This window comes from Aquamicrobium lusatiense, from assembly GCF_014201615.1.
Taxonomy (GTDB): Bacteria; Pseudomonadota; Alphaproteobacteria; order Rhizobiales; family Rhizobiaceae; genus Mesorhizobium; species Mesorhizobium lusatiense.
Genome location: NZ_JACHEU010000004.1, coordinates 1 through 12,576 on the forward strand (window position 1 = coordinate 1; position 12,576 = coordinate 12,576).

Sequence of the window (12,576 nt, forward strand, 5' to 3'; positions counted from 1 at the left end):
ACCAGGCCCGGCTGTTCGGCCTCGACCACGCCCTTGAGCACCTTGGCGACGCCCAGCGGCTCGACCGTCTCGTCCGACTTCACCAGAATGGCGCGATCGGCACCCATGGCCAGCGCCGTGCGCAGCGTCTCCTGGGCCTGCTGCGGGCCGACCGAGACCACGACGATCTCCGCAACCTTGCCCGCTTCCTTCAGGCGGATCGCTTCCTCCACCGCAATCTCGTCAAACGGGTTCATCGCCATCTTCACATTGGCAAGCTCAACACCGCTGCCATCGGCGAGTGCCCTGACCTTCACGTTGGGATCGATCACTCTCTTTATCGCGACCAGCACTTTCATTAAACAGCCTCGACCTTGTTTTGTAGATAATGTTAAACTCCATAATATGAAATTATCGGATAATGGCGATTTTATAAAGGGGGTTGTTTAAAAAATCAAACTACCCTATGGTGAGGCCACTGAGAAACAGGTGTCCTCGCCAATGTCCATCGACAATGATTTCCGTAACCAGATCCTTTCGAGCGTGGAGCGTTTCGTCGCCGATCGCATTGCGCCGCGAGCATCCGAAATCGATGCCGCCAATCTTTTTCCGGCAGATCTCTACAGGGAGGCGGCTGCGCTCGGCGTCTTCGGCCTCTGGATTCCGGAAGAGTATGGCGGCATCGGGCCGGACATGGTCACGCCGCTTCTGATTTCCGATGTCATTGCGCGCGTCAGTCCATCTTTTGCCCTGATCTTCTCCAATTGCGGCGACGCCGTTACCCCCATTGTCAATTTTGGAAGCGATGAGCAGAAGCGTCGGTTGTTGCCGGGTATCGCGGCCGGCACCACTATTCCCTGCTTTGCCCTGACCGAGCCGGGCTCCGGGTCCGACGCGGCATCGATCTCGACGCAAGCAGAGGAGGTGGATCGTGGCTACCGGATCAGCGGGCGCAAGATGTGGATCACCAATGGCGGTGTCGGCGATGTGTTCACGGTTTTTGCCAAGACCGACCCGGACGCCGGCAACAAGGGCATCTCGGCCTTCATCATTGAGCGCGGAGCACCGGGCTTCACGATCGGCCGCAACGAGGACCTGATCGGCCTGCGCGGTTGCCCGGCGACGGAACTTGTTTTTGAGGATGTGTTCGTTCCGGCCGACCAGATGCTGGGCGAAAAGAACCGTGGCTTCAGGATTGCCATGTCGACGCTGGATGAGGCCCGCCTCAACTGTTCTGCCATGGCGCTGGGGGCCGCCACCGGCGCGCTGCAATGTGCCATCGACTACGCGAAGGAGCGCGTCCAGTTCGGCAAGCCGATCATCGAGCATCAGGGCCTGGCTTTCCTACTGGCCGACTGTGCGGCCCGCCTGACCGGCGCCCGCGCCATATGGCAACGCGCCATGACCATGCTGGAGCGGTCACGCAGCCGGGAGGCGAGCACCATCGCCGCCATGGCGAAACTGCTCAGCACGGAAGCGGCGATGCGCGTGACAACCGAATGCGTGCAGGCGATGGGCGCCAACGGCCTGTCGAAAGCCTATCCGGTGGAGCGCTTCATGCGGGACTGCAAGCCATTCGAGGTTTTTGACGGCACCAGCCAGATCCAGAAGCTGCTCATCGGCCGTCATCTCGAAAAATACGGACTGCCGGAGGTCTCGCACGAAGAGATCGCGGCGCTTGGAATCGCGGCCGAATAGCCCGCACCAATCTGGAGACTGACATGAGCAAGGGTACTGTTTTCGCCACCGGTGCAGCCGGGGGCATCGGGGAAGCTACAGTCGCTCGGCTGCTGGAGGATGGGTACACCGTCGTCGCTGCCGACCTCAGCCAAGACGGACTGGAAATCCTGGCCAGACGGCATGCGGGGCAAAAACTGCATATCGTGCAGGCGGACCTGACCGATGAGACGGCGGCGCGGGCGGCCGTGAACACGGCTCGCGAGAAGGCCGATCAGATCGACTATCTCGTCAATCTGATCGGCTGGTTCGGCACGCAACCTTTCGTGCAGGAAGACTCCGCCTACTGGCGCAAGACCATCGCCATCAATTTCGAGGCGCTGCTCTATGTGACGCACGAGATCCTGCCTGAAATGATCGCCCGCAAGAAGGGCAAGATCATCAACGTCACCTCGGATGCCGGAAAGGTAGGCCAGAGTGGCGAGGCGGTTTATTCGGGCATGAAGGGAGCTGTCATTGCCTGGACCAAGAGCCTCGCGCGCGAGAATGCACGCTATGGTCTCAACATCAACTGCACGGCGCCCGGACCGACGGAGACGGCGCTCGAACTGGCGCAGGACCCCGACATCATCGGCCGCGTAGTCAAGGCCATTCCTTTCCGCCGTTTCGCCAGGCCATCGGAGCAGGCCGCCATGATTTCTTTCCTGTGCGGGCCGGACTCCGACTTCATCACCGGTCAGGTCTACAGCGTCAGCGGCGGACTGACGATGATCTGACCGGTAACCGGTCCAACCTGAACTCAAGAGGGGATGCCATCCATATGGCCATCGATTTCCTGTGCAATCATTTCACTGCCGACAGCATCGCCAAGAACTACCTTCACAATGAGGAGGAGGCGGCGCGTTTCGCCCAGATCGGCCTGACCGACAATCTGGTTGGCAATGACCCCGAAGTCTTTCTGGCCGAGATGTCGAAGATCGGGGTGGAGAAGCTTCTGGTGCCGTCGATCGTCACCTGGTCCTACTGGCGTTCCGAGCCGGTCGAGCACACGACGCCGGAGGAGGTCATCGAGATCCGCAAGGCGGCGCCCGATCGCATCTACGGGCTCTATGGCGTCGACGTGCGCAAGCGCATGGCCGGTGTGCGAGAGCTGGAAATGCTGGTGCGCGAGCATGACTTCCGCGGCATCCATATTCACCCCCATGGCTTCGGCTTCCCGCCGGACCATGCCTACTACTTTCCGTTCTACGCAAAGTGCGAGGAACTCGGCGTTCCTGTCGTGATATCGATGGGCCACACCGTCGACCTGATGCCGATCGAGAACGGCAAGCCGATCCATCTCGACAAGATCGCCCTCTATTTCCCGGACCTCAGGATCGTCTGCGCCCATACGGGCTGGCCCTGGGTGGAAGAGGCGATCGCGCTCGCCTGGAAGCATCCCAATCTCTATATCGGCACCTCGGCCTACAAGCCCAGGAACTGGTCGCCGCAACTGGTGAAGTTCATCAATAGCTGGGGCAAGGGCAAGGTGATGTGGGGAACCGATTTCCCGCTCATCATGCAGAAGGAATCCATCGAGCAGGTGAAGGCGCTGGGCCTGAAGCCGGATGCGGAGGCATCGCTTCTGCACGGCACCGCACAGCATGTCTTCGGGCTCTGAACAGACAAGAGGGAGTTTCATCATGAGCGGAGAATCGGGACTTGAGGCCGCCTTCGAAAGCGGCGTGGCCAAGCTGATGATCGCGCGCGAGCGACGCCGCAATGCGCTCGACGATGCAACGATGGAAGCGCTACGCGATGCCCTGATCAGAGCCAAGCGCGAGAGCATCGGCGCCATCGTGTTGTGCGGCGAGGGCACCAAGGCGTTTTGTGCCGGATCCGACCTGAAGGAAATGGCGGAGCAGAGCTATGACGAGAGGCTGATGCACACTGAACTCGGCCAGGAGATCGGCGACCTCATTGAAGCGCATCCGGCAGTGGTGATCGCAGCGATCGAGGGGTATTGCCTCGGCGGCGGGCTGGAGATCGCCTCGGCCTGCGACTATCGCATTGCCGGGCGTTCGGCTGTCCTCGGCCTGCCCGAGGTGGCGATCAACGCCTTGCCGTCATGGGGCGGAACGGTGCGCATCCCGCGAATCGTCGGTGTGGGACGCGCACGCGAGCTGGTGATCTTCGGACGTATGCTCAGCGGAGCCGAAGCGGAGCAATGGGGGCTTGTCGCCCGCGCGGTAGACGATGGCGCCGCCGTAAACGAGGCCATGGAACTGGCGCGTCAGATCGCTTCCGGGCACGATCGCAGGACTGTGTCGATCGCCAAGCACCTTCTGAGTTTCGGCTATGGCATACCTGCCCGCAGCGGCCGGCATCTGGAATATCTTGCCGATATGAACCAGCTTGGCAGCGATGCTGTGGAGCAGGGCGTGGCCAGGTATAAGAGCTGACCGGCTGGCGCGGACGGGAGGAGAGAAGATTGAACGAGCAATTTGCCGAAGAGGCAAGGCCCGCACAGCGCCTCGACGCTTTGCTGTCACCACGGTCGATCGCGGTCATCGGCGCATCGCCGCGTCCCGACACGCCCGGTCACGATACGCTCAGGCAGCTTGCCCGCATCGGCTATGCAGGCAAGATCATCCCGGTAAACCCGAAATATGAAGAAATCGCCGGCCTGCGCTGCGTTCCCAATCTGGCGGCCCTCGACGAGGCACCGGACCATGCCGTCATCGCTGTTAACAACGACATCGTAGAAGCCGCTGTCGGCGAGGCTGCGGCACGGGGTATCAAGGCCGCGACCATTTTCGCAAGCTGCTATCTGGAAAATGACACCAGCCCGAAACTGGTCGACCGGCTGAGGAGGGAGGCGCAGCGGAGCGGCATGTCGATCGTCGGCGCCAATTGCATGGGCTTCTACAACATGGCGCATCGTGTTGCGGCGAGCTGGTTCCCGATCGAGGACCTGCCCTCCGGACCGATCGCGTTCGTCAGTCATTCGGGGGCGGTTTTTGCGGCATTCCTCGGTCTGGACCAGCGACTGGGTTTCAGTCTGGCCGTCTCGGCAGGGCAGGAACTGACAACCACGGTCGCCGACTATCTCGACTATGCGCTGGACCTGGAGGAAACGCGCGTTGCGGCGCTTTTCCTCGAAACCATACGCGACCCCAAGGGGTTCGAGAGGGCGCTTGAGAAAGCGCGCGCACGCACCGTTCCGGTGGTTGCCATCAAGGTCGGCCGCACCAGCCAGAGCGCCCGTCTTGCGGAAAGCCATTCCGGCGCCATCGCCGGAAATGACGCCGCCTATCAGGCGCTGTTCGACAGATATGGCGTGATCCGTGTCAGGGACGTCGATGAACTGGCGGCGACGGCGACATTGCTTTCGTCGCCAAAGCGCTATGTTTCCGGCGGTCTCGCGGCGATTACCGATTCCGGTGGTGCGCGCGGCCTGCTGATCGATCTGGCCGAGGACGAGAAAGTTCAGTTTGCCGATATCGGAAAGGCCACGCAGAAAATCCTGAGCGAACGGCTGGATTATGGCCTTGAGCCGGTGAACCCGCTCGACGCCTGGGGCTCTGGCCGCGACTATGTCGGCGTCTACCGCGATTGCCTGAACGCGCTTATGGCGGACCCGGCAACCGGTATCGGTATGTTCCTGTTCGACATCGGACTGGAGGACCATCTGTCTTGCGGTTTCGTGGATGCCTGCATCGAGGTCGCGACCGCCAGCGAAAAGCCGGTATTCGTTGCCACCAACTTCGGCAAGCTGCCGCGCACCGGACTGGCGAACCGGCTGCGTGAGGCGGGCATTCCGCTGATCGACGGAGTTGGCCCGGCGTTGCGTGCGGTCAGGCATCTGATGAATATGAAGCCTTTCGCGGCCGCCTCTGCCTATGGGGAACGCTCTGGAGCGATGTCGGAGGTCGCTGCCAACTGGAACGAGATGCTGACACGGCCATCGGGCGGCTTCGTTGACGAAGCCACGGGCTATCGTCTGCTTTCGGACTGGGGCATGAACACGCTCCAGTATGAGACGGTCGACAGCGCGCAGGCGCTCAGCGAGGCGCTTGACGGCTTTATCCTGCCGGTTGTCCTCAAGACGGCCGTTCCCGGCATCCTGCACAAGTCGGATGTTGGCGGCGTGCGCGTCGGCCTGCCCGACCGCGCTGCGGTGGAAGCGGCCTACTCCGATATGGCGACGCGGCTCGGTCCGCAGGCCCTGCTGGTGGAGATGGCGCCAAAAGGTGTCGAGCTCATCGTCGGCGGGCTGGTCGATCCGCAGTTCGGGCCGATCGTCATGATCGGTGCCGGCGGCGTCATGGTCGAGCTGTTCAAGGATGTGACCTTCGTGCTGGCTCCGGCCTCGCGGGACGAAATCCGCACCGCGATCAGCCGGCTCAAGGCCTCGGCCATCCTCGACGGGTTCCGCGGATCGGAGGCGGTTGACCTCGAGGCAGTGGTTGATGCCATCCATTCGTTCGCACAGCTGGTCGCCGACCTTTCCGACAGCATCACCGGCATCGAGATCAATCCGCTTCTGGCGACATCGAAAGGCTGCATTCCGCTGGATGTGCTGGTGACGCTGAAGCGCTGAGTTGATTTGCTCGTCTCGGGACTGGAAAGCCGGCGTCATGGTGTCGGCTTTCCAGTCCTGTTTTTATCAACGCCACCTGCGATGGGCGCCTGCTCCGATCATGGCGTGTGCGCCGTCCGGGCCGCATCTGAAATATAGTCGCGCTGGTCTTTCCATCGTCTGGCCTTGTACTCGCTGCGAGCAAGGCTTTCGGGCGCGAGAGCGGTGACTTCGAAGCGCAAAGCTATCTTGCTGCGGATTTCGCTGGCGATCCGTTCGCAAAGTAAGGCGGCCTGACCCGGCTCCAGAAAGCTCTTCGGCATAAAGCGCAGTTCCGCCTGGTCGGAGCCGTCAGGCGTGGTGCTGAGCAGGATCTCGTACTCATCGACTTCGTAAAAGCCGAGCACAACCTGCTCGATTGCCTGTGGCCACACATTGATACCCTTGATGCGATACATTTCGTCCAGACGGCTGATCGAACCGATTTCGATACCGCAGAATGGGCGACCGCATCGGCAATAGGAACCGCTGTGATAGACCGCCAGATCTTTCATACGGCAACGAATGACCGGCGTGTCGAGGTGATAGAGGCTGGTCAGAACCACCTCGCCTTTTTCCCCGTCGCGCGCATGTTTGCCGGTGGCCGGATCTATGACCTCAAGCAGTACATGCGGATCTATGTTGTGCAGCAGGCCCGGCCGGTTCTCCGCGCCCAGGCCTTCCTCGCATGTGAACATGTGATCGTTGCGCGATTGCGTCGAGCCATAACGGTCGAACACGCGTGCGTCCCAGCCGCGCTCGAGCCTGCCATACCAGCGCAGCGATGCGCCTTCCCCGCCGCAGAACAGCGCCTCCACGCCCGACACATCGGCACCCTCATCCCGGATCGCTGCCAGATGCCATAAGTAAGATGTCGTGCCAATCAGCCCTTTCGGTTTGAAACGATCGATAAGTTCCAGCTTGCGCCGGGCATCGTAGTTGCCGGCAGGAAGAACGTTGAGCCCGTAGTCGAGCGCCCCGTGATATTCCAGCCTGCCGCCGCCCAGCATGGTCAGCGGCAGAGTGAGCAAAGCCGTGTCGCCCGGCCGCAGGCCGGCCCATCGGTACATATAGGCGTAGACCGCAGAACTGCCCTGCAATTCGCGCAGCGTTTGCGCATGCAGTTCCTGCCCCTGTCCGGACGTGCCGCTGGTGGTGAAAAGCATGAGTGGCCCGGCATTCCCGATGAGATGCCGGAGACGGCTCCCATAAGGCGGTTCGTTCACCTGATCCGCGATGAAGTCGCTCTTCTCGACTGTGGGCACGCGCTTCGTGAAATCCTCCAGCGAATTGATCCTGGTGATATCCAGGCCATGCTCACGCCAGAGACGGGCATAGAAGCCATTGGTGTTAGAGACGTGATCGAGCAATGCCCTGACCCGGCGAAACTGCAGCGCCCGCAATTCGGCATGCTCCATCTGCTCGAATGCATCGCGCATGATCGGCAGGGAATTCAGCATCATTTTGTCTCTTTCGGACCGTCGCGCACCTCGGCTGCATCCTTCCGGGTTCCGGTCAGTGCCGTCAGGTTCAGAACGTCATCAATCCGTCGCGGACCAGATGGCGTGCTATCAACAGGCGCTGGATTTGCGGTGTGCCGTCGAAAATCTGGAAGGTCCGGGAGTCGCGCATCAGGCGTTCAGCAGGGTTTTCCTTAGACAGCCCGCTGGCACCCATCACCTGCACGCACTCGGTGGTGACGCGCACCGCCATTTCCGTACACAGCAATTTGGCGATCGAAGCGATTGCGCTGGTTTCCCTTGCTGCGCCGCGGCCCATGGCGTCGAGCCCTTTAAACCAGACCGTTCTGCACATCTCGATCTCTGCCGCGAGTTCGGCGATCAGAAACTGCAGGCCCTGATGATGGAAAACTGGCTTGCCGAATTGCTGACGCTCAAGCGCATATGAGCGGGCGATTTCAAGCGCTGCTCTTGCTGCACCAAGCGCCATGCCGGCAGCGTTGAGCCTGGCCGAGTCGAGCGTCAGCATGGCGATCCTGAAGCCTTCATTTTCCTCGCCGAGACGATGGCTGTCCGGCACGAAGACATCCTCAAGCACCAGTTCGCTGGTCGGATTGCCGCGCAGGCCGGTAAGCGGCTCGTCCCGGCCTCGCTCGAAACCCGGGGCGCCGTTCTCGATAAGGAATGCGGAGATGCCGCGTGATCCGGCGTCGGGATCGGTCTTGGCGAAAACGACGAAGACATCGCCCACCGAACCATTGGTGCACCACATCTTCCGGCCGTTGATGCGGTAACCTCCTTTGACCCGGACAGCGCGGGTGCGCATGGCGGATACGTCCGATCCCGCCAGCGGCTCTGACATCGAGATGCAGGGGACCCTGATGCCGGCAGCCACATCCGGAACGATCGAGGAGGAAAGGGCCGGCGTCGCTTTCGCGATAATCGGGGTCAGCACGTCGGCGCAATTGGCGAAGGTTACGGCAAATGCCGGGCTGGTCCGCGCGATGCGTTCCGCTGCCAGCAGCGGCAGGACGCGATCCTCGCCGATGCCGCCCAGCTCTTCCGGTATGTCCATGCGAAAAAGGCCGAGTTCACCCGCCTTGCGATACAGATTTTCCGGGAATTCGGCGGTGAGCTCCATATCCGGAACGGCTGGCCGGACATGCTCATGACAGAACCGGTCGACAGTTGCGAGGACGGAGGAGCGAAGGGAAGTGTCAGTCAATCTGTTGGCCCCGATGTTATGTTGGCTTTGCCGGAGAAATGTAGGATTGTTTAGAAAATAAAGTCTTTTTTCCGTTTAACCCTTGCCAGTTGCGTGAAAATACCCATAGATGTTTGAAAAAATCAACACACAAAAGAGAATATCGGAGGGGAAGGGAAGATGGAGGCGGAAGCCTGTTACCTGGATGTCGGGCAGTGGGCCCATCCCTTCGGCCATGCCCCATGGCATTTCGAGGGAGAGACCGTCAGCGTATTCGTGGAGGCGGAGCCGCGGTCGCTGGCTGCTTTCGTGCCGCTGCCATTGACCCTGTCGGGTCCGCCCGTTTTCAGGCTCACAGTGCATGCCCTGCGCTCCGATTGCGGCCTTGGTGCGGAATGGGCCGCGCGCAATCCGCAGCGGTCGCAGTTCCACGAGGCGGTAATTGCGTTCAACGCCGCCATCGATGGTGTCGACGGTAACTGGGACCCGTTCATGTGGACCGATGCGGAGGCGCAGCTCTGCGTGGGCCGTGAACTCTACGGCTTCTCCATGCGGTTGGGAGACGTTGCAATGACCAGACGCCCGGCCTTGAACGGCTGGCGCCGTGGCGATTTCGTCTCGGCCCGCGTCGGTCAGGATGGTGTTCCGATCATGTCGCTGGAAATGCAGATGGAAGGTGCAGGCTCGCAGGCGGCCGCACCACCCGTGCCGGGTACGCCGGTGTTCTATTCGCGCCGGACACTGCCAAGGCCCGACAGTCCGGCTATCTCCGATATCGTGCTCAGCCGCACGACGATGCAGAGCCTGCGATCGGGGGAAGTCTGGTCCGGCAGCGGCAGTTTCCGCATTTGGGACGAGCGGCTTGCAGCGCTGGCTGGCGGCAGGGTGCTTGGCGCGCGCTGGAGCAGTTTCGAGATGACCAAGCCGCCGGCCGAGGTCCTCGGACGGTGGGTGGCCAGGAGTGGAGAACTGACATCATGATAGACCTTCGCAACAAGACCGTTCTTGTCACGGGTTCGTCCCGCGGTATCGGCCGGGCGATCCTGGAAACCTGCCATGCGGCCGGAGCTGGCGTCGTGCTTCACTATGGCCGCAATGCCGGCGCTGCCGATGAAATCACGTCGCGGCTGGGCGCGGAGCGGTGTCTGGCGGTGCAGGGCGAACTCTCTGAACTCGCCGATGTGAAGCGGCTGTGGCAGACTGCCGTCGACTGGACAGGAAGAGTGGATGTTCTGGTGAACAATGCCTCGATCCGCATGGATCTCGATATCGAAGCTCCGGATGAGGAGTGGGACCGGGCGTGGCGGAAGGTACTGGACGTCAATCTCATAGCGCCCGCGCATCTCGCACGAATGGCAGTACGGCATTTCCAGCAGCGCGGCGGCGGAGCGATGATCAACATTGCCAGTCGGCCGGCGTTCCGCGGTGACACCGCCACCTGCCCGCATGATGGCGCGGCAAAGGGCGGGCTGGTGTCGCTTACCCGCCAGATCGCGCGGCATTACGGCGGTGACAATGTGAAGGCGTTTGTGGTCGCCCCTGGCATTATCGAGACCGATCAGGCCACGGAATTCTTTGAGGCCAGCGGGCGTGCCGCGTGGCTGGAAGAGATTCCGGCCGGACGCTTCGGCCGTCCGTCCGACATCGCCGGTATTGTGGCTTTCCTCGCTTCGGGACTGGCCGACTATGCGACCGGATCGACGATAGACGTCAATGGCGCCTCATATGTACACTGACCGATGCCTCAGAAGGACGGTGGGGTTGCTGCGCTGACGACCTCGCATATGTCCTCGCCCAGGTTGCGGAAGCGGTGCGGGAGAGAGCTGTTGAAATAATAAGCCTCTCCTGCCTGAAGGATCCTGCGTTCGGTGCCGACGGTGACTTCGAGCGAACCACTCAGAACAATCCCGCACTCCTCTCCCGAATGTTGCAACATTTCAACGCCCGTGTCGGCGCCCGGCTCGTATCGCTCCGTTACCATCTGCAGCTTGCGGTTCTTGTCCCTGCCATTCACGAGGAGGAAGGAAATATCTCCGCCGCCGATCTCAACAAGATCTTCCTTGCCGAAAAAGACATTGGAAGCGCTTTCGGTGTCGAGTGAGAAGAAATCGGCGATGCTGATAGAGAAGACCGACAATATCTTCTTCAGAGATGCAACCTGAGGGCTCGTGACACCTTGCTCTATGAGGGAAATCGTGCCGTTTGTCAGACCTGCACGCCTTGCCAGCTCCCTTTGGGAAAGGCCGTATGCGGCGCGCAGCGTGGCCAGGCGCTCGCCGACGCCATCAGGGTCATTGCCGTGCTTTGCTTCGTTCACTTTGATCTTCTTCTTGGTTCTTTGTTCATTTTTAACTACGCCAATCTCCCCCGGATGCACAAGGCAGAAATGACATAAGCCCGTTTCCGCAAGGACGACATTCTCATGTGGACAGCTCACGGGAAGTGTGTAATGTAGAAAAAATCAAACACATGCGAATGTCGGGAGGACCTCGTTGGACTTTGAGCTTACCAGTCAGCAGGCTTTGATAGCAGAGACGGCACGTCGTTTCGTGTCGGCGCATCTTATGCCGCATGAAGAAAATATCGAACGGCTGGGCGAGGTGCCGGATGAGCTGCGCCATCAGCTCAAGGCACTGGCGATGGAGGCCGGCCTCTATGCGGCCAATATGCCGGAGTCGGTTGGCGGAGCTGGCCTGAGCAATGTCGAGCTCGCCCTTCTGGAGCGCGAGCTGGGGCGGGTCAGTCTGCCGCTGGCAAGCTGCGTGCTTCGCCCGGCGCCTATTCTCAAGGCCTGTGCCGGCGAGCAGATCGAGCGCTATCTCAAGCCCGTCGTCCGGGGCGAGCGTGTCGATTGCTTTGCGCTGACCGAGCCGGGTGCGGGATCGGACGCCAACAACATCTCCACCGAGGCGGTGGCCGACGGCGACGACTTCATCCTCAATGGTTCGAAGCATTTCATCAGCCATGCCGATGTCGCCGATTTCGCTATCGTCTTCGCCGTCAGCGGCATGACCGAGGGCGCACGGCCGCGCAAGCTCATTACCTCTTTCCTCGTCGACAAGGGAACCCCCGGTTTCGAGGTTCGCCGCATGGGCCGTGCCGTCGGCAACCGGGGCTATCACCAGTGCGAGCTCTTCTTCACCGATTGCCGCGTGCCGGGAAGCCAGGTTCTTGGCGAAGTGCATCGGGGCTTCGATGTCGCCAAGGAATGGCTGTTCGCGAGCCGGCTGGCGATCGCGGCCAATTGCGTGGGGCGGGCCGAGCGCATTCTTGAGATGTCTCTGCAATGGGCGGCGACGCGCAGGACTTTTGGCAAGCCGATCGCGGATCACCAGGGAATTGGTTTCAAGCTTGCCGACATGGCGACCGAGATCGAGGCGGCGAAGCTTCTGACGCTGCAATGCGCATGGAAGATCGACCGGGGTGAGGGGAGCGAGGCCGTAGTCGCCATGGCGAAGATGTATTCCAGCGAGATGCTGGGCCGGGTTGCCGACAATGCAGTACAGATCTTTGGCGGCATGGGCGTGATGCAGGAGATGCCGGTTGAGCGCTTCTGGCGGGATGCACGCGTTGAGCGGATATGGGACGGTACGTCGGAAATCCAGCGTCATCTGATCGCGCGCGAGCTGACGCGCCCATACAAGCAGTAGGAGGAG

12 protein-coding genes are annotated in these 12,576 nt (G+C 61.2%); 8 read left to right on the forward strand and 4 right to left on the reverse strand.

Annotated elements, in window-relative coordinates:
- Positions 1-338 (reverse strand): electron transfer flavoprotein subunit beta/FixA family protein (locus HNR59_RS17125; RefSeq protein WP_425488672.1); only part of this gene is annotated, 338 nt, incomplete at its 3' end.
- Positions 339-480: 142 nt separating this feature from the next.
- Here HNR59_RS17125 and HNR59_RS17130 point away from each other — a divergent pair.
- From HNR59_RS17130 to HNR59_RS17150, 5 genes are read left to right on the forward strand one after another with little or no spacing between them, the layout of a single operon-like run.
- On the forward strand, positions 481-1,677 hold the full coding sequence (locus tag HNR59_RS17130) for an acyl-CoA dehydrogenase family protein (RefSeq protein ID WP_183832266.1): 1,197 nt from the start codon (positions 481-483) through the stop codon (positions 1,675-1,677).
- Between the two features lie 23 nt (positions 1,678-1,700).
- Positions 1,701-2,432, forward strand: coding sequence for an SDR family NAD(P)-dependent oxidoreductase (locus tag HNR59_RS17135; RefSeq protein ID WP_183832267.1), 732 nt, complete (start codon positions 1,701-1,703; stop codon positions 2,430-2,432).
- A 44-nt stretch (positions 2,433-2,476) separates the two neighbouring features.
- Positions 2,477-3,316, forward strand: coding sequence for an amidohydrolase family protein (locus HNR59_RS17140; RefSeq protein ID WP_183832268.1), 840 nt, complete (start codon positions 2,477-2,479; stop codon positions 3,314-3,316).
- A gap of 22 nt (positions 3,317-3,338) precedes the next feature.
- Positions 3,339-4,097, forward strand: coding sequence for an enoyl-CoA hydratase/isomerase family protein (locus HNR59_RS17145; protein ID WP_183832269.1), 759 nt, complete (start codon positions 3,339-3,341; stop codon positions 4,095-4,097).
- A 29-nt stretch (positions 4,098-4,126) separates the two neighbouring features.
- Positions 4,127-6,238 carry an acetate--CoA ligase family protein gene (locus tag HNR59_RS17150; RefSeq protein WP_183832270.1) on the forward strand — a complete coding sequence of 704 codons (2,112 nt, stop codon included), beginning with the start codon at positions 4,127-4,129 and terminating at the stop codon, positions 6,236-6,238.
- A 98-nt stretch (positions 6,239-6,336) separates the two neighbouring features.
- On the opposite strand, the gene HNR59_RS17155 is transcribed toward HNR59_RS17150, so the two are convergent.
- Both HNR59_RS17155 and HNR59_RS17160 read right to left on the reverse strand, forming a co-directional pair.
- Positions 6,337-7,719 carry a phenylacetate--CoA ligase family protein gene (locus tag HNR59_RS17155; RefSeq protein WP_183832271.1) on the reverse strand — a complete coding sequence of 461 codons (1,383 nt, stop codon included), beginning with the start codon at positions 7,717-7,719 and terminating at the stop codon, positions 6,337-6,339.
- 67 nt (positions 7,720-7,786) lie between these two features.
- Positions 7,787-8,941, reverse strand: coding sequence for an acyl-CoA dehydrogenase family protein (locus tag HNR59_RS17160; RefSeq protein WP_183832272.1), 1,155 nt, complete (start codon positions 8,939-8,941; stop codon positions 7,787-7,789).
- 159 nt (positions 8,942-9,100) lie between these two features.
- Between HNR59_RS17160 and HNR59_RS17165 the strand changes: the two genes are divergently transcribed.
- Positions 9,101-9,901, forward strand: a complete 801-nt coding sequence (locus HNR59_RS17165; RefSeq protein ID WP_183832273.1) for an acetoacetate decarboxylase family protein — start codon at positions 9,101-9,103, stop codon at positions 9,899-9,901.
- Complete coding sequence (locus tag HNR59_RS17170) at positions 9,898-10,656, forward strand: SDR family NAD(P)-dependent oxidoreductase (protein ID WP_183832274.1); 759 nt, start codon at positions 9,898-9,900, stop codon at positions 10,654-10,656. Before HNR59_RS17165 ends, HNR59_RS17170 begins: the two co-directional genes overlap by 4 nt.
- A gap of 8 nt (positions 10,657-10,664) precedes the next feature.
- Here the strand turns inward: HNR59_RS17170 and HNR59_RS17175 are convergent, their stop codons facing one another.
- A complete protein-coding gene (locus tag HNR59_RS17175) occupies positions 10,665-11,237 on the reverse strand; it encodes a cupin domain-containing protein (protein WP_425291428.1) in 573 nt (190 codons plus the stop codon).
- A 175-nt stretch (positions 11,238-11,412) separates the two neighbouring features.
- Here HNR59_RS17175 and HNR59_RS17180 point away from each other — a divergent pair, with 175 nt between their 5' ends.
- Positions 11,413-12,570 (forward strand): acyl-CoA dehydrogenase family protein, encoded by a 1,158-nt coding sequence (locus tag HNR59_RS17180; RefSeq protein ID WP_183832275.1) that lies wholly within the window; start codon positions 11,413-11,415, stop codon positions 12,568-12,570.
- The last annotated feature ends 6 nt before the right edge of the window (positions 12,571-12,576 follow it).